This window comes from Pseudomonas sp. XWY-1 (assembly GCF_002953115.1).
Classification (GTDB): Bacteria; Pseudomonadota; Gammaproteobacteria; order Pseudomonadales; family Pseudomonadaceae; genus Aquipseudomonas; species Aquipseudomonas alloputida.
In genome coordinates this window covers 1,845,595-1,861,804 of record NZ_CP026332.1, presented here as the reverse complement: position 1 = coordinate 1,861,804, position 16,210 = coordinate 1,845,595, and the positions used below count along the sequence as shown (strand labels likewise).

Annotated in this window: 15 protein-coding genes; 1 reads left to right on the top strand and 14 read right to left on the bottom strand. The window is 60.9% G+C overall.

Annotation, left to right across the window (positions count from 1 at the left end; all coding sequences use genetic code 11):
• Positions 1 to 75 precede the first annotated feature (75 nt).
• From lpdA to sdhC, 7 genes are all read right to left on the bottom strand, one after another.
• Positions 76 to 1,512 (bottom strand): dihydrolipoyl dehydrogenase, encoded by a 1,437-nt coding sequence (lpdA, locus tag PRJ_RS08780; RefSeq protein WP_010954949.1) that lies wholly within the window; start codon positions 1,510 to 1,512, stop codon positions 76 to 78.
• A gap of 93 nt (positions 1,513 to 1,605) precedes the next feature.
• Entirely contained in the window at positions 1,606 to 2,829 is a 1,224-nt protein-coding gene (gene odhB / locus PRJ_RS08775; RefSeq protein WP_064493140.1) for a 2-oxoglutarate dehydrogenase complex dihydrolipoyllysine-residue succinyltransferase, read from the bottom strand.
• Positions 2,830 to 2,871: 42 nt separating this feature from the next.
• Positions 2,872 to 5,703 carry a 2-oxoglutarate dehydrogenase E1 component gene (locus PRJ_RS08770; RefSeq protein ID WP_003254210.1) on the bottom strand — a complete coding sequence of 944 codons (2,832 nt, stop codon included), beginning with the start codon at positions 5,701 to 5,703 and terminating at the stop codon, positions 2,872 to 2,874.
• Between the two features lie 246 nt (positions 5,704 to 5,949).
• On the bottom strand, positions 5,950 to 6,654 hold the full coding sequence (locus PRJ_RS08765) for a succinate dehydrogenase iron-sulfur subunit (protein WP_003254212.1): 705 nt from the start codon (positions 6,652 to 6,654) through the stop codon (positions 5,950 to 5,952).
• Between the two features lie 11 nt (positions 6,655 to 6,665).
• A complete protein-coding gene (gene sdhA, locus PRJ_RS08760; protein WP_003254213.1) occupies positions 6,666 to 8,438 on the bottom strand; it encodes a succinate dehydrogenase flavoprotein subunit in 1,773 nt (590 codons plus the stop codon).
• Positions 8,439 to 8,441: 3 nt separating this feature from the next.
• Positions 8,442 to 8,810 carry a succinate dehydrogenase, hydrophobic membrane anchor protein gene (sdhD, locus tag PRJ_RS08755; protein WP_003254214.1) on the bottom strand — a complete coding sequence of 123 codons (369 nt, stop codon included), beginning with the start codon at positions 8,808 to 8,810 and terminating at the stop codon, positions 8,442 to 8,444.
• Positions 8,804 to 9,190: a succinate dehydrogenase, cytochrome b556 subunit gene (gene sdhC / locus PRJ_RS08750; protein WP_008091902.1), complete on the bottom strand. Its 387-nt coding sequence runs from the start codon at positions 9,188 to 9,190 to the stop codon at positions 8,804 to 8,806. The genes sdhD and sdhC overlap by 7 nt, the downstream gene beginning before the upstream one ends.
• 352 nt (positions 9,191 to 9,542) lie before the next feature.
• Here sdhC and gltA point away from each other — a divergent pair, with 352 nt between their 5' ends.
• Positions 9,543 to 10,832, top strand: coding sequence for a citrate synthase (gltA, locus tag PRJ_RS08745; RefSeq protein ID WP_003254218.1), 1,290 nt, complete (start codon positions 9,543 to 9,545; stop codon positions 10,830 to 10,832).
• Between the two features lie 175 nt (positions 10,833 to 11,007).
• Here gltA and PRJ_RS08740 read toward each other — a convergent pair whose 3' ends face one another.
• The 7 genes from PRJ_RS08740 to PRJ_RS08710 form a co-directional block, all read right to left on the bottom strand.
• A complete protein-coding gene (locus tag PRJ_RS08740; RefSeq protein ID WP_043195569.1) occupies positions 11,008 to 11,613 on the bottom strand; it encodes an START domain-containing protein in 606 nt (201 codons plus the stop codon).
• A 33-nt stretch (positions 11,614 to 11,646) separates the two neighbouring features.
• On the bottom strand, positions 11,647 to 11,901 hold the full coding sequence (locus PRJ_RS08735) for a YkgJ family cysteine cluster protein (protein ID WP_019437847.1): 255 nt from the start codon (positions 11,899 to 11,901) through the stop codon (positions 11,647 to 11,649).
• A 129-nt stretch (positions 11,902 to 12,030) separates the two neighbouring features.
• Positions 12,031 to 12,465, bottom strand: a complete 435-nt coding sequence (locus tag PRJ_RS08730; RefSeq protein ID WP_104961118.1) for a hypothetical protein — start codon at positions 12,463 to 12,465, stop codon at positions 12,031 to 12,033.
• A gap of 64 nt (positions 12,466 to 12,529) precedes the next feature.
• Positions 12,530 to 13,972: a PLP-dependent aminotransferase family protein gene (locus PRJ_RS08725; RefSeq protein WP_003254223.1), complete on the bottom strand. Its 1,443-nt coding sequence runs from the start codon at positions 13,970 to 13,972 to the stop codon at positions 12,530 to 12,532.
• A 171-nt stretch (positions 13,973 to 14,143) separates the two neighbouring features.
• On the bottom strand, positions 14,144 to 14,956 hold the full coding sequence (locus PRJ_RS08720) for an OmpA family protein (RefSeq protein WP_010954955.1): 813 nt from the start codon (positions 14,954 to 14,956) through the stop codon (positions 14,144 to 14,146).
• On the bottom strand, positions 14,953 to 15,306 hold the full coding sequence (locus PRJ_RS08715; protein ID WP_010954956.1) for a DUF4398 domain-containing protein: 354 nt from the start codon (positions 15,304 to 15,306) through the stop codon (positions 14,953 to 14,955). The genes PRJ_RS08720 and PRJ_RS08715 overlap by 4 nt, the downstream gene beginning before the upstream one ends.
• 9 nt (positions 15,307 to 15,315) lie before the next feature.
• Positions 15,316 to 16,137 carry an ABC transporter substrate-binding protein gene (locus PRJ_RS08710; RefSeq protein WP_104961117.1) on the bottom strand — a complete coding sequence of 274 codons (822 nt, stop codon included), beginning with the start codon at positions 16,135 to 16,137 and terminating at the stop codon, positions 15,316 to 15,318.
• Between the last annotated feature and the right edge of the window lie 73 nt (positions 16,138 to 16,210).

The window sequence follows — 16,210 nt, the reverse complement described above, 5'->3', positions numbered from 1 at the left end:
CCGGTCCGGCGGACTTTCCGCGGTGAGTCATGCACGCAAGACTCACGACGGGCAGCCCGCCGTGGTTTCTTATAATTAACGCTTCTTACGGTTGGCCACGTGAATGGCGCCGCCATTCACCGCCAGCGCTGCTTCATGCAACGCTTCGGACAGGGTTGGATGGCTGAAGACCATCATGCCCAGATCCTCGGCACTGGTGCCGAATTCCATTGCGATTGCGCCCTGCTGCACCAGTTCGGCAGCCGATGGGCCAATCACGTGAACACCCAGAACGCGGTCGGTCTTGGCATCGGCGATGACCTTGACGAAACCACCGGTGTCGTTGGCAGCCATCGCACGGCCGCTGGCCGCGAACGGGAAGGTGCCCACGTTAACCTCAACGCCCTCGGCCTTCAAGGCCTGTTCGGTCTTGCCGACCCACGCGATTTCCGGGTGGGTGTAGATGACCGACGGGATCAGGTCGTAGTTCATCTGGGCCTTGTGGCCCTTGATGCGCTCGACGACCATGATGCCCTCTTCCGAAGCCTTGTGGGCCAGCATCATACCGCGCACCACGTCACCGATGGCGTACACGCCCGGAACGCTGGTGGCGCAGTAATCGTCGACGAAGATGTAGCCACGCTCGTCGATGGTCACGCCGCTGTCGGAAGCCAGCAGATCGGTGGTCACCGGGCGACGGCCGACTGCAACAATCAGCTTGTCGAAGGTGATCTTCTGCTCGCCTTCGGCGTTGGTGTAGGTCACTTCGACTTCATTGCCGTTGACTTTCGAGCCGGTGACGCGAGCGCCCAGCTTGATGTCCAGGCCTTGCTTGGTCAGGGTCTTCTGGGCTTCTTTCGACACGGCGGTGTCGGCAGCCATCAGGAAGGTGTCCAGGGCTTCCAGGACGGTCACTTCAGCACCCAGGCGAGCCCATACCGAGCCCAGCTCCAGGCCGATCACGCCTGCACCGATAACGCCCAGGCGCTTCGGTACGGCCTGGAATTCCAGGGCGCCGGTGGAGTCGACGATGACATTCTGGTCGACCGGGGCCGGCGGAATGTCGATCGGGCGCGAGCCGGAAGCCAGGATCACGTTCTCGGCTTCGATGACTTCGGTAGTGCCGTCAGCCTTGGTGACTTCGACTTTCTTGCCGGCCAGCAGCTTGCCGTGGCCCTGGATCGAAGTGACGCCGTTGGCCTTGAACAGAGTGGCAACGCCACCGGTCAGGTTCTTGACGATGCCGGCCTTGCGGCCAACCATCGCGGCGACGTCCATCTTCACTTCGCCCGTGGAGATACCGTGGACGTTGAAGCTCTCTTTGGCTTCCTTGTACTTCCAGGAGCTGTCCAGCAGCGCCTTGGAAGGAATGCAACCTACGTTCAGGCAGGTGCCGCCCAGGGCCAGTTTGCCCTCGGCGTCGGTGTACTTCTCGATACAGGCAGTCTTCAGACCAAGTTGGGCAGCCTTGATGGCAGCCACATAGCCGCCTGGGCCTGCACCGATTACCACTACGTCGAATTTCTGGGTCATAAAAGATTCCTTATCAGCTACAAGCTACAAGCCGCGAACCGCGCGGCCTGGCTTCTTGCGAAGCCAGGCCCGGCACGGTACGCAGCCAGAGGGTTAGATGTCCAGCAGCAGGCGGGACGGATCTTCCAGCAGGTTCTTGATAGTGACCAGGAAGGTTACCGCTTCCTTGCCGTCGATCAGGCGGTGATCGTACGACAGCGCCAGGTACATCATCGGGCGAATCACGACCTGGCCATTGATGGCCATCGGGCGCTGGATGATGTTGTGCATGCCGAGAATGGCAGCCTGCGGCGGGTTGACGATCGGGGTCGACATCATCGAACCGAAGGTGCCACCGTTGGTGATGGTGAAGGTACCACCGGTCATCTCTTCGATGGACAGTTTGCCGTCACGGGCCTTCTTGCCGAAGGTAGCGATGCCGTTCTCGATTTCAGCCAGGCTCATCGACTCGGCGTTACGCAGCACCGGCACCACCAGGCCACGGTCGCTGGACACGGCAACACCGACGTCGGCGAAGCCGTGGTAGACGATGTCGTTGCCGTCGATCGAGGCGTTGACGGCCGGGAAGCGTTTCAGCGCTTCGGTAGCGGCTTTGACGAAGAACGACATGAAGCCCAGGCGCACGCCATTGTGGGTCTTCTCGAACAGGTCCTTGTACTTCGAACGCAGGGCCATGACTTCGGTCATGTCCACTTCGTTGAAGGTGGTCAGCATCGCCATGTTCGACTGGGCTTCGACCAGACGCTCGGCGATCTTGGCACGCAGGCGGGTCATCGGCACGCGCTTCTCGGTACGGTCGCCAGCGGCGACGACAACCGGGGCAGCGGCAGCAGCGGCAGGCTTGGCAGCCGGGGCAGCGGCAGGTGCCGACTTCTTCTTGGCAACAGCAGCAACCACGTCTTCCTTGGTGACGCGACCGCCTTTACCGGTACCTGCAACGGTAGCCAGGTCGATGCCGTTTTCTTCAGCCAGCTTGCGCGCGGCCGGGGCTGCGATCGGGTCATCTTCGCCGGCGTCAGCGCTGGCAGCGGCCGGAGCAGCTGCAGGTGCGGCTGCCGCGGCAGGCGCAGCGGCAGCACCGCCCTCAACGATCGAACCCAGCAATTCGTCGGACAGGACGGTGTCGCCCTCGCCCTTGACGATGTCGCCCAGCACGCCATCGGCAGTAGCCAGTACTTCCAGGACAACCTTGTCAGTCTCGATGTCGACGATCAGCTCGTCACGCTTGACGGCTTCGCCCGGCTTCTTGTGCCAGGTGGCAACGGTGCCATCGGCAACCGATTCCGGGAAGGTTGGGGCTTTGATCTCGATAGCCATTATCTGTGTTTCCTTAAATTCGGTTTCAGGTGCGCGAAGGCGTTAGACAGTGAAGGCGTCTTGCAGCAGTTTTTCCTGCTGTTCGGCGTGCTTCGAAGCGTAACCACAGGCTGGCGCGGCAGAAGCGTCGCGACCGGCGTATTCCAGGACCAGTGCCTTGTTGTGGCGGCCCAGGATACGGCGCATGTGGTGCTGGCTGCTGTACCAGGCGCCCTGGTTCATCGGCTCTTCCTGACACCAGACCGCATGCTTGAGGTTGGTGTAAGGGGCGAGGATTTCGACCAGATCGTCCTCAGGGAACGGATACAGCTGCTCGATACGCAGGATGGCGATGTCTTCGCGGCCTTCGGCACGGCGTTTTTCCAGCAGGTCGTAGTAGACCTTGCCGCTGCACAGCACCAGACGCTCGACCTTGGCCGGATCGATTGCGTCGATTTCCGGGATCACGGTCTGGAACGAGCCTTCTGCCAGGTCTTCCAGGGTCGAGATGGCCAGCTTGTGGCGCAGCAGCGACTTCGGCGTCAGGACGACCAGCGGCTTGCGCAGCGGGCGAATGACCTGGCGACGCAGCAGGTGGTAAATCTGTGCCGGCGTCGTCGGTACGCAGACCTGGATGTTGTGCTCGGCGCACAGCTGCAGGTAACGCTCCAGACGCGCGGAGGAGTGCTCCGGCCCCTGCCCTTCATAGCCGTGTGGCAGCAGCATGGTCAGGCCACACAGACGGCCCCACTTGTGCTCACCACTGGTGATGAACTGGTCGATCACCACTTGCGCACCGTTGGCGAAGTCGCCGAACTGGGCTTCCCAGATCACCAGCGCGTTCGGCATGGTGGTGGAGTAGCCGTATTCGAAGGCCAGTACCGCCTCCTCGGACAGGAACGAATCGTACAGATCGAAACGTGGCTGGCCTGGGAACAGGTTCTGCAACGGAATGTAGGTGCTGGCGTCCTTCTGGTTGTGCAACACCGCGTGACGGTGCGAGAAGGTGCCACGGCCGATGTCCTGGCCGGTCATGCGGATCGGGTGACCTTCGAACTGCAGGGTGGCGTAAGCCATGGTCTCTGCATAACCCCAGTTGATCGGCAAGCCACCGGCCTGCATCTTCTGACGGTCTTCGTAGATCTTCGACACCTGACGCTGGACCACGAAACCTTCCGGCAGCTCGAGCAGCTTGGCCGACAGATCCTGCAGGGTCTTGAGGTCGAAACGGGTATCGTGACGCGCGGTCCAGGCATGGCCCAGATACGGACGCCAGTCGACGAACAGCTCGCGGTTCGGCTCCTTGACCAGGCTTTTCACCACGTGCAGGCCATTGTCCAGCGCGTTGCGGTACTCGTCGATCTTGGCCTGAGCGCGCTCGGCGTCGATGCGACCGGCCTGGATCAGCTGCTCGGCATACAGCTCACGGGTAGTGCGCTGCTTGCTGATTTGCTGGTACATCAGCGGCTGGGTGCCGTTAGGCTCGTCAGCCTCGTTGTGGCCACGGCGACGGTAGCAGACCAGGTCGATGACCACGTCACGCTTGAACTGCATGCGGTAGTCGATGGCCAGCTGGGTGACGAACAGCACGGCTTCCGGGTCATCGCCGTTCACGTGCAGGATCGGTGCCTGGATCATCTTGGCAACGTCGGTCGCGTACTCGGTGGAGCGCGCATCCAGCGGGTTGCTGATGGTGAAACCAACCTGGTTGTTGATCACGATGTGCACGGTACCGCCGGTCTTGAAACCGCGGGTCTGCGACATCTGGAAGGTTTCCATGACCACGCCCTGGCCAGCGAACGCAGCGTCGCCGTGGATCGAGATCGGCAGCACCTTGTCGCCAACGGTATCGTTGCGACGGTCCTGACGGGCGCGCACCGAACCCTCGACCACCGGCGAAACGATTTCCAGGTGGGACGGGTTGAACGCCATGGCCAGGTGCACTTCGCCACCCGGGGTCATCACGTTCGAGGAGAAGCCCTGGTGATACTTCACGTCACCGGAGCCCAGCTCGTTCATCTTCTTGCCTTCGAACTCGTCGAACAGCTCGCGCGGGTTCTTGCCGAAGGTGTTCACCAGCACGTTCAGACGGCCACGGTGGGCCATGCCGATCACGACCTCCTTGGCGCCGTAAGAACCGGAACGCTGGATCATTTCATCCAGCATCGGAATCAGGCTCTCGCCGCCTTCAAGGCCGAAACGCTTGGTGCCCGGGTACTTGGTGCCCAGGTACTTTTCCAGGCCCTCACCGGCGGTCACGCGCTCGAGCAGGTGGGCCTGCACGTCAGCGGAAAACTCCGGACGGCCGCGCACGCTTTCCAGGCGCTGCTGGAACCAGCTGCGCTGCTCGGAATCGACGATGTGGGTGAATTCGGCGCCAATGGTGCGACAATATGTCTTCTGGAGTGCATCGAAGATGTCGCGTAGGCTCGCCTCCTCTTTGCCGATGAACAGGTCGCCGGCACGGAAGGTCGTATCAAGATCGGCATTGGTCAAGCCGTAGTGATTGATCGACAGGTCTACTGGCGCAGGGCGCTGCCACAACCCCAACGGGTCGAGCTTGGCAGCCTGATGGCCGCGCATACGATAGGCCTGGATCAGTCGCAGAACTTCAACCTGCTTCTTCTCGTGTTCACTGCTCACGCTCCCGGCGGAAACCGGTTGGGCGCGGCGCTGGTTCTTTGCCAGCAGTACGAAATGGTCGCGGATTGTCGAGTGCGATACATCAGTAGCGGTGCTGCCGTCGGCTGGCAACTTCTGGAAGTAAGTGCGCCACTCTTCTGGCACAGCGTTAGGGTCGTGCAGGTAGAGCTCGTAGAGCTCTTCCACATATGCAGCGTTACCACCTGAAAGGTGGGCGCTATCCCACATGCGCTGCATCACGCTTTCTTGCATGCTTGGTCACCCTCGATTAGGGGACTGATCGGCGAGAGCCACAGCAAACCTGGAAAAGTCCGAAAACAGCGACTGAACCACGCCACCTGGATCCTGCTGATTTTCCGGGTACCAGCCCGGAAAGCCCCTGCTGGTCTCATATCTTCATAGGTAATGAACGCGGGCTTTGTGGGCCCTTGTTCGGGTTTTACCTCAGTGCGGGCTCACCACCCGCACCTCGGCTTACTGCAGGTACAACGCTTTGTATCAGGTGCCGCTTTGCAGCAGCATGTTACGTACGTGACCGATTGCCTTGGTCGGATTCAGACCTTTCGGGCAAACGTTTACGCAGTTCATGATCCCGCGGCAGCGGAATACGCTGAACGGGTCATCCAGGGACGCCAGGCGCTCCTGAGTCTTGGTATCGCGGCTGTCGGCAAGGAAGCGGTAGGCTTGCAGCAATGCTGCCGGGCCCAGGAACTTGTCCGGGTTCCACCAGAACGACGGGCAGGAAGTCGAGCAGCAAGCGCACAGGATGCACTCGTACAGGCCGTCCAGCTTGTCACGGTCTTCCGGCGACTGCAGGCGCTCGATGGCCGGGGCCGGGGTGTCGTTCTGCAGGAACGGCTTCACCTTCTCGTACTGCTTGTAGAAGATGCTCATATCGACCACCAGGTCACGAATGACCGGCAGGCCTGGCAGAGGGCGCAGAACCAGCTTGCCGCCTTTCACCACCGCCGACAGCGGGGTGATGCAGGCCAGGCCGTTCTTGCCGTTCATGTTCATGCCATCGGAACCGCAAACGCCTTCACGGCAGGAGCGACGGTACGAGAAACCCTCGTCCTTTTCCTTGATCAGTGCCAATACATCCAGCACCATCAGGTCCTTGCCGCCGGTATCGACGTCGAACGACTCCATTTTTGGCGCCGAGTCGGTGTCCGGGTTGTAACGATAAACTTCGACTTTCAACATAGCAGCCACCCTTAGTAAGTCCGGACTTTTGGTTCGAAGGCTGGAACAGTCTTCGGCGCAAAGTTGACGCCGCGCTTGGCAACGCGCTTCTCACCCGGGTAGTACAGGGTGTGGCACAGCCAGTTTTCGTCGTCACGGTCTTCGAAGTCTTCACGGGCGTGAGCGCCGCGGGACTCTTTACGGGCTTCGGCCGCGATGGCAGTAGCTTCGGCGACTTCCAGCAGGTTCTGCAGCTCCAGCGCTTCGATACGCGCGGTGTTGAAGGCCTGGGACTTGTCGTTGATCTTGACGTTGGCGATACGGTCACGCAGACCGGCCAGCTGCTCGATACCCTTCTGCATGTATTCGCCAGTACGGAATACACCGAAGTAGTTCTGCATGCAGCTCTGCAGCTCGCGCTTCAGGCTGGCAACGTCTTCACCGCTGGTACGCTCGTTGAGCTTGTTCAGGCGGTTCAGGGCAACATCGACGTCGGTGTCGCTGGCGTCGCGGTATTCCACGCCTTCGCTCAGCGCCTTCTCCAGGTGCAGGCCGGCAGCACGGCCGAACACCACCAGGTCGAGCAGCGAGTTGCCGCCCAGGCGGTTGGCACCGTGAACCGATACGCACGCCACTTCACCTACGGCGAACAGGCCCGGGATGATGTGATCCTGGCCGTCGGCGTCCATGGTGATGGCCTGGCCATGAATGTTGGTGGCAACGCCGCCCATCATGTAGTGGCAGGTCGGCACGACCGGCACCGGCGCGACCACAGGGTCGACGTGGGCGAAGGTCTTGGACAGTTCGCAGATACCTGGCAGGCGGCTGTGCAGCACTTCCTCGCCCAGGTGGTCCAGCTTCAGCAGTACGTGGTCCTTGTTCGGGCCCACGCCGTTGCCGGCGATGATTTCCTTGACCATGGAACGGGCAACCACGTCGCGGCCGGCCAGGTCTTTGGCGTTCGGCGCGTAACGCTCCATGAAGCGCTCGCCGTGGGCGTTGATCAGGTAGCCACCTTCACCGCGGCAACCCTCGGTGACCAGTACACCGGCGCCGGCGATACCGGTCGGGTGGAACTGCCACATTTCGATGTCCTGCACCGGCACGCCTGCACGCAGGGCCATGCCGATACCGTCACCGGTGTTGATCAGGGCGTTGGTGGTGGACGCGTAGATACGGCCCGCACCGCCAGTGGCCAGCACGGTGGCCTTGGACTTGATGTACAGGGTTTCGCCGGTTTCGATGCAGATGGCGATCACACCCACGAATGCGCCGTCCTGGTTTTTCACCAGGTCAACTGCGTAGTACTCGTTGAGGAACGTGGTGCCCGCTTTCAGGTTGCCCTGGTACAGGGTGTGCAGCAGCGCGTGACCAGTACGGTCGGAAGCGGCACAGGTACGGGCAGCCTGGCCACCTTTACCGAAGTCCTTGGACTGACCACCGAACGGGCGCTGATAGATGCGGCCGGTTTCGGTGCGCGAGAACGGCAGACCCATGTGATCCAGCTCGAAGACCGCAGCCGGGCCTTCCTGACACATGTATTCGATAGCGTCCTGGTCGCCGATGTAGTCGGAACCCTTGACGGTATCGTACATGTGCCAGCGCCAGTCGTCGTTCGGGTCGGCCGAAGCGATGGCGCAGGTGATGCCGCCCTGGGCGGATACGGTGTGCGAACGGGTCGGGAAGACCTTGGTGACTACGGCAGTCTTGTGGCCGCCTTGAGCCAGTTGCAGCGCTGCGCGCATGCCGGCGCCGCCGCCACCGATGATGATGGCGTCGAAGGAAATGGTTGGAATGCTAGCCATGGATCAGATACCCCAGAGAATCTGCACACCCCAGACGAAGTAAGCGAACATCGCAACGCCGCATACCGCCTGGAACAGGAAACGAATCGCAGTTGCCGACTTGCCGAACGACATAGGCGTCAGGTAGTCGGTTGCAATGGTCCACATGCCGACCCAGGCGTGAGCGCCCAGGGCAACGAGGGCCAGCAGACTGAAGATCCGCATCGCGTTGTTGGAGAACAGACCATGCCACTGGGTGTAGTCGATGCCTGGGTGGGCGACCACGTAGCCGATCAGGAAGAGGAAGTAAGCCGCGAGAACGACCGCAGAAACGCGCTGCGCCATCCAGTCATAGAGGCCCGAACGCGACAGGTTCGTGACATTGGTTACCATACCCAAACTCCCACCAGAACGATCAGCACCACGGAGATGACGATCACGATTTTCGAGCCCAGCTTGCCGCCTTCCAGCGTCTCACCGATACCCATGTCCATGATCAGGTGACGAACACCTGCCACGAGGTGATAAAGCAGGGCGGACAGCAGACCCCAGGTCACGAACTTGGCCAGCGGGCTGGTCAGACACGCCTTCACCTCACCGAAGCCTTCCTCGGAACCCAGCGACTTGCCCAGTGCATAAAGCATGATGGCAAGGCCGATGAACAGGATGACGCCGGAGATACGGTGCAGGATGGACGTGTACGCAGTGACGGGGAGCTTGATGGTCCTTAGGTCTAGGTTTACAGGTCGTTGGCTTTTCACGGCTTTTTTCACACTGAAGAGCCCCTAGCGAATCAGGGCAAAGTTGTTGGTAAGTGTACTGGTCAGGTACCCACCACCCAGGGAACGGCGACCCCCAGCAGTTCGGGCTTGCAAGCCCCTGGCGGTCGGGTGCCGAGTATAGACAGTTAGGCTGCTTATGACAACGTGACGGGGTAGCCCAAATAGCGCATTGCCTTTAATGAACAAAAGGCGTAAATGGGCGAGAATTTCGGGAAAAATCAGGCTTGAATGCCTGATTCAACAAGCCTTTAGGCAAATTGACATCTGAATTTATCCCTCTATAGTGGTGCGGGCCCTGCGTGGGGGGTCTGTCTGATGATTTCAAGCATTAATAGGAGGCCACATGGCTGACAAAAAAGCGCAGTTGGTCATCGAGGGCGCTGCCCCCGTCGAGCTGCCCATTTTAACCGGCACCGTTGGTCCTGATGTAATCGACGTCCGCGGGTTAGGGGCCACTGGTCACTTCACCTTCGACCCAGGTTTCATGGCGACTGCCTCGTGCGAGTCGAAGATCACCTATATTGACGGCGACAAAGGTATCCTGCTGCACCGCGGCTACCCGATCGAGCAACTCGCCGAACAGTCCGACTACCTCGAAACCTGCTACCTGCTGCTCAATGGCGAACTGCCGAATGCCGAGCAGAAGGCCCAGTTCGTCAGCACCGTCAAGAACCACACCATGGTTCACGAGCAGCTGAAGTCCTTCTTCAACGGCTTCCGTCGCGACGCTCACCCGATGGCGGTGATGTGCGGCGTAGTCGGCGCCCTGTCGGCGTTCTATCACGACTCCCTGGATATCAATAACCCGCAACACCGCGAAATCTCCGCGGTGCGCCTGGTCGCCAAGATGCCGACCCTGGCTGCGATGGTTTACAAGTACTCCATGGGCCAGCCGATGATGTACCCGCGCAACGACCTGTCGTACGCGGAAAACTTCCTGCACATGATGTTCAACACCCCGTGCGAGATCAAACCGATCAGCCCGGTGCTGGCCAAGGCAATGGACCGGATCTTCATCCTCCACGCCGACCACGAGCAGAACGCCTCCACCTCCACCGTTCGTCTGGCAGGCTCGTCGGGTGCCAACCCGTTCGCCTGTATCGCCGCTGGTATCGCCGCACTGTGGGGCCCGGCCCACGGCGGTGCGAACGAAGCCGTACTGACCATGCTGGATGAAATCGGCGATGTCTCGAACATCGACAAATTCATCGCCAAGGCCAAGGACAAGAACGACCCGTTCAAGCTGATGGGCTTCGGTCACCGCGTGTACAAGAACCGCGACCCGCGCGCCACCGTGATGAAGCAGACCTGCGACGAAGTCCTGCGCGAGCTGGGCATCAAGAACGACCCGCAGCTGGAACTGGCCATGCGCCTGGAAGAGATCGCCCTGACCGATCCTTACTTCATCGAGCGCTCGCTGTACCCGAACGTCGACTTCTACTCGGGGATCATCCTCAAGGCGATCGGCATTCCGACCAGCATGTTCACCGTGATCTTCGCCCTGGCACGTACCGTGGGCTGGATCTCGCACTGGAAAGAAATGCTCTCCAGCCCGTACAAGATCGGCCGTCCGCGCCAGCTGTACACCGGCGAGCAGAAGCGCGACATCGTTGCCCTGAAAGACCGCAAGTAAGCTGCAGTAGCCGAACGCAAGAAGGCTGCCCTCGGGCAGCCTTTTTTATTTGTCCTGTACCGGCCTCTTCGCGGGCTTGCCCGCTCCCACAGGTACTGCACAGATCTCGAGGGCTGCGCTGTACCTGTGGGAGCGGGCAAGCCCGCGAAGAGGCCGGCACAGACACCACAAAACCTCAGTTTTTCTCCGCCCGCTCGCGCAGCCCTTTCAGGGTATTGAACGGCGCATCCACCACGAACTTGTTGGCCACCATCGCCGGCACGCTACCACCTGGCTCGGTGTGCACCTGGTAGGTCACTTCAGTGCTGTCACCCTTGGGCACCAGCTTCCAGAAGCCGTCGACTTTTGCCACCCGAACAAAACCCTTCTCTTCCGGCAGGTAAGTCGGCTCTTCTTTCAGGTTACGGGTCAGGCTGCCATCCGCCTCCTTGACGGTCGTAATGTGCAGCACGGAATCACGCGGCGTCACCGGCCATGGCGTATTGAACTGGGTATAGGTCCAGCTCTGGTCACCTTCGTGCTTGAGCAGCTTCTGCGACTTGCATTCGTGAATCCAGGCACAGGCCCCGGACACGTCCTCCTGCAGCGCCTCGACCTTGGCCAGCGGCGCCTTGATCACGGTCACACCGCGATAGGCCTTGTACTTGGACCCGGCCACCTCACTGAGGGACACCTTGATGCCCTCCTCGTCCTTGGCCACTTGCCAGTTTTCAGCCCAGGCCACAGGCGACAGCAGAACACCCACACCACACAGCAGTGCAATACGCTTGAACGATCTCATCATGTTTATCCTTGTTGTCGAAGATCCAGCCTGTCACGCCGCCGTCATCTGCTCCCACCAGCCAAGAATCCTGATTGCCTCGTCACGATCACTGCCGCACACCTCGACATCTGCCTTGAAACCACCGCACACCGCCGGCCGCTCAGGCTTGCCGAACAGGTCGCAAAGGTTGGCCGCAGTCAGGTGCAGGCAGCGCTCCCCCGCCGGCTTGCCATTGGGCATTCGCGGCATCGCAGAAGTGATGGACGGGGCGATGCAGCAGGCACCACAGCCCTCACGGCATTGCATGGCTATTCACCAAAATCAGGACTCCCTGGAACAAAACGGGACGAACGTCCCTGGATAGTAACCGCTCAAACAGTCGTTTGAAATTGCTGGCACGATGAAATCTGCTGTGACCTGGCAGTCAGTTCCCGCCTATTGGCGATACTCGAAATCGATGGCAGCTCCTTCCACGTCATGACGGCTGTCATTGCGCAGTTGCAGCTGCATTTCGTTGTTGATCAGCCGGCCATTGAGCTGATACGGACTGTCATTGGTCTCTGGATTTTCTGTGAACATGGGCGGCAACAAAGGTTTGCGCCGCTGGATTGGCGAAGGCGTGCCCACATCCGGCTCAAGTTTGTCGACCATATCAACGGGCAGGCTGAGGTCCAGATTTGTCTTGGGCAAGGGCTTGGCAACCGCTTTGCTGACCGGCTTGTGTGCAGGCTTGGCAGTCGCCTTTTTTGGCACGTGCTTACCCTGAGCTGTTTGAGCCTGGTTTGCCGGTTGCGCAGCCAAGGCAGGGACGACCGGGCAGCAGAACGTCAGAAGGCACACGATCAGGACAAAGCAGCGCGAAGCGTTCATGGCAAATGGACAGACTGGCAGGAAAAATGCCTATGCTCCCTGTTCCACAGGCGGCTTGCAAGCCTTACAACAGCGTGACCGCAGTCTCCCTGCACAACTGCTGCGCCAGCAAACCGAGCGTAATCACAGCCCGCTCGGCCTCTTTATTCCAAGGTATGCCGCAATTGAGTCGGACACAGTGGTTGAACTGCTCTGTGTTACTGAATATCAGTCCCGGTGCAATGCTGATGCCCTGCTCCAGCGCGCGCACATGCAGCTCCTGGGTATTGACCCGACCGGGCAGGCTCACCCAGAGGATGAAGCCGCCTGTCGGCCGGGTCATCTGGGTACCCTCGGGGAAGTGCTGCTGCACTGCCAGCTGGTAGGCACTGAGGTTCTTGCGATATTCCTGGCGTATGTAGCGCAGATGCCGGTCGTAGCCGCCATTTTCCAGGTAGGCTGCCACGCCCATCTGCGTCACGCTACAGGCCGAGTGGGTGGTAAAAGTCTGCAGGCGCTGAATCTCGTCCTGGTAACGCCCTGCGATCATCCAGCCCACCCGCACGCCAGGGGACAGGGTCTTGGAGAAGCTTGAACAGTAGATCACCCGGTCCAGCCGGTCGAACGCCTTCAGCGCCTTGGTCTTGCCTTGCTCGAACATCAGCTCACCGTAGATGTCATCCTCGATGATCTGGATATCGAAGTCCGAGGCCAGGCGCAGCAATTGCTTTTGCCGCTCTTCGGGAACGGTGCCGCCCAGCGGATTGCTCAAGCGGGCAGTGAGCACCAACGCCTTGATCGACCATTGGTTAGCCGCCAGTTGCAAGGCTTCGAGGCTGATACCGGTGGACGGGTCACTGGGGATTTCGATCACTTTCAAACCCAGCAGGTCAGCCAGCTGCAGCAAGCCGTAATAGGTCGGTGACTCGGCGGCGATCAGGTCACCTGGGCGGGTCAGCACCCGCAGCGACATCTGCAGGGCATCGACACACCCATGGGTCACGATCACTTCGCGCGGGTCGACCAGCACGCCGGCATCGCGCATGCGTATGGCGATCTGTCGGCGCAGCGGCTCGAAACCGGGGCTGAACATGTAGCTGAAGGCGCGCGGGCTATGGAAGCGCGTCACCTTGGCGATTTGCTGATGCAGGGCGCGCACTGGCAGGTAGTCGACATGCGGCACAGCAGCGCCAAACGGGAACACACCATCGCGGCGCGCCTCAGTCAGCACCTGCTGGATGATGCTGGCGCGCGTGACCAGGCCGGGGCGCTCCACCCGGGCGATGTCCGGGGTTTGCGCGGTCAAGGCAGGGGTCTGGTGCACGTAATAGCCAGACTGCGGCCGCGCCCGGATAAGCCCTTGGTCCTCAAGATTGGCATAGGCCTGCAACACCGTGGCATGGCTGACGTTGAGCTGGGCGCTCATCTTGCGCACGGAGGGTACCCGCTCGCCTGGCTGGTAGACGCCGCGACGGATATCATCGGCCAGTTGCTGGGCGATACGCTGGTACAGCAGCAGGTTGGTCATGTCGACATGCTCGTTATTCTTGTACGGGTCACTGACGGTAGAGAATACCGTAACAGTTGCAAAGTGTACTGGGACAGATTGCAACATAGTCGACAATACAACAGCGTGACCGCTATCGAAACGATTAATCCGACATAAAACGGGCCGCAAAGCGGCCCGTTTCGACAAGACTCAGCGCGCTGGCGCGAGCCGACCCTTGTCATCGGAGAATACGATCTCCACTCGACGGTTTTGCGCCCTGCCCCGCTCCGAAGCATTGGCCTCGATCGGGTACTGGTCGCCATAGCCTTCAACCTGCAGGCGCTTTTCGTCGATGCCCAGGTCCACTAGCATGTCGGCCACGGACTGCGCCCGGTCGCGCGACAGCTTGAGATTCTCCTCGCCCGCGCCAGTACTGTCGGTATAGCCCTCGATACGCACTACCCGGCGCGGGTTGAGCTGCAGGAACTGCACCAGCTTGAGCACAGTCCGGCTGGCCGAGTTCTTCAGGTCGGCACTGCCGGTATCGAACAGCACATCGCCCAAGGTCATCACCAAGCCACGGTCGGCCTGCTCCGAAGCCAACGCGGCAATCTGCGACTCAACCCACTTGCCCTGCTGCTGCACGCTGGCCAGTTTGGCCTCACGCAAGGCCAGCTGCAGGCGCTGGCGCTCCAGGTCGAGCTTGGCCTGGCGCTCCTGGTTCAGCGCCAGCTTGGCATGCTCGCGGGCAATCTCGCTGTAGCGCTGGCTGAGGTAAGCATAATGCCGCACATCGGAACCGGTGCCGATGTAACTGGACAGGCGCTCGGCGCGAGCCAACGACTCACCCGCCCGAATCACGTCACGCGGCGCGCTGCGCAGCACATCGGAATCATCTTTGACCCCCTGGAAGGCGACGGTGGCCTCATCCAGCGCGGCACTGCTGCGCTGGCTGGCGCAACCTTGCAAACCTGCCGTCAGCGCCAACAATGCCAGTGCAGCCAAAGGCGTACGACGGATCATGGCTGCACCTCCAGTTGCTTGCGCAAGCGCTTGACCCGCGACTGCAGCACCTGCAGCTGCTCTTCGCTCTTCTGGTTCAGCACCTGGGCCTCGGCCAGGCGCGCATCCAGCTCGGCTTGCTCAGCGCGCATGCGCGCATCGCGGTAGTCCTGGGTAAGCATGTTGGACTTGGCGCGGGCCAACTTGTCTTCAGCCAGTTTCAGCGTTTCGACCTGCTCAGTGGCGCCGACGGCCTTGGCCTGGTCCAGTGCCTGTTCGGAAATGCGCATCTGCTCTTCAGGGGCCGGATCATTGGCGCAGCCAGCCAGGCCGAGCACGGCCAGGGCAAGGATTAGTGGTTGGGTTCTCACGCAATCTTCCTAGTGTTTGGGGGCGTCCGCCGGTACCTGCATCTGCGCTTTCCAGCGCTCGACATTTCGTTGCAGCACAGCTTCGGATGCACCAGAGATCGGCAATTCTGTCAGTTTTTTTGCCAATTGCCCACGCAACCAGCTGTCATTGCACGCCGAGTTGTGCGACAGCGCCAGGTACAGGCCCGGCCTGTCCACCGGCAAGCCGCGGGCTATCAGGTCATTGCTCATGCCCAGGCTCTGGGCCATGGCCATACCGGAGTAACGGCCAGCCAGCACATAGTCCACCTGGCCGAGTACCAGTTTCTGAAAGGCCTGGGTCAGGTTTTGCGCCGGCACCAGCTTGAGCTGGGCCTTGGCGAACGCAGTAAAGGCCGGGGTCAGGCGTGCACGCTCGGACAAACTGCCCTGGTATCTGGCCAGATCGGCCGGGCCATCAAAGGTCACCGCTGCATCATGGCGGGTCCACACCAGGTACTCATTGAGCTGCAACGGCGGATGGATGTAGTCCAGCGCGGTCAGTTGCTCCACCTGCAAGGGGGTGTCGAGCAGCAGGTCCATGCGCCCACTGCGCACCTCTTCCAGCGCCTGATCACGGCGACCGGCACTCAGCACCTCGACCTTCACACCCAGTTCGCCAGCCACCTGGCGCAACAGGTCGACGTTGGCGCCAATCAGGTGCCCGGGGTCTTTCGGGTCTTGCCACGAATAGGGCGGCGCATCTGGGCTACCGGTCGCCACCAGGCGCTCGCACTTGCCTGCGGCCATGGCCAGTGGTGACACCAACAGCGCCACACATGCCAGCACCCTGCCCGTTCCGCGCAACCTCATCCCTCACCCCTCAAGCCATAAAAAAACCCGACCCTCAAAACGAGGGCCGGGTTCTTTATAAGTGAAGCAGGCG

Excerpts from the sequence above, each read along its gene's own strand:
- odhB (WP_064493140.1), bottom strand. The coding sequence starts at position 2,829 with ATGGCTATCGAGATCAAAGCCCCAACCTTCCCGGAATCGGTTGCCGAT.
- PRJ_RS08735 (WP_019437847.1), bottom strand. The coding sequence starts at position 11,901 with ATGCAATGCCGTGAGGGCTGTGGTGCCTGCTGCATCGCCCCGTCCATC.
- PRJ_RS08770 (WP_003254210.1), bottom strand. The coding sequence starts at position 5,703 with ATGCAAGAAAGCGTGATGCAGCGCATGTGGGATAGCGCCCACCTTTCA.
- PRJ_RS08710 (WP_104961117.1), bottom strand. The coding sequence starts at position 16,137 with ATGAGGTTGCGCGGAACGGGCAGGGTGCTGGCATGTGTGGCGCTGTTG.
- PRJ_RS08765 (WP_003254212.1), bottom strand. The coding sequence starts at position 6,654 with ATGTTGAAAGTCGAAGTTTATCGTTACAACCCGGACACCGACTCGGCG.
- gltA (WP_003254218.1), top strand. The coding sequence starts at position 9,543 with ATGGCTGACAAAAAAGCGCAGTTGGTCATCGAGGGCGCTGCCCCCGTC.
- lpdA (WP_010954949.1), bottom strand. The coding sequence starts at position 1,512 with ATGACCCAGAAATTCGACGTAGTGGTAATCGGTGCAGGCCCAGGCGGC.
- PRJ_RS08740 (WP_043195569.1), bottom strand. The coding sequence starts at position 11,613 with ATGAGATCGTTCAAGCGTATTGCACTGCTGTGTGGTGTGGGTGTTCTG.
- sdhD (WP_003254214.1), bottom strand. The coding sequence starts at position 8,810 with ATGGTAACCAATGTCACGAACCTGTCGCGTTCGGGCCTCTATGACTGG.
- PRJ_RS08720 (WP_010954955.1), bottom strand. The coding sequence starts at position 14,956 with ATGATCCGTCGTACGCCTTTGGCTGCACTGGCATTGTTGGCGCTGACG.
- PRJ_RS08725 (WP_003254223.1), bottom strand. The coding sequence starts at position 13,972 with ATGACCAACCTGCTGCTGTACCAGCGTATCGCCCAGCAACTGGCCGAT.
- PRJ_RS08730 (WP_104961118.1), bottom strand. The coding sequence starts at position 12,465 with ATGAACGCTTCGCGCTGCTTTGTCCTGATCGTGTGCCTTCTGACGTTC.
- sdhA (WP_003254213.1), bottom strand. The coding sequence starts at position 8,438 with ATGGCTAGCATTCCAACCATTTCCTTCGACGCCATCATCATCGGTGGC.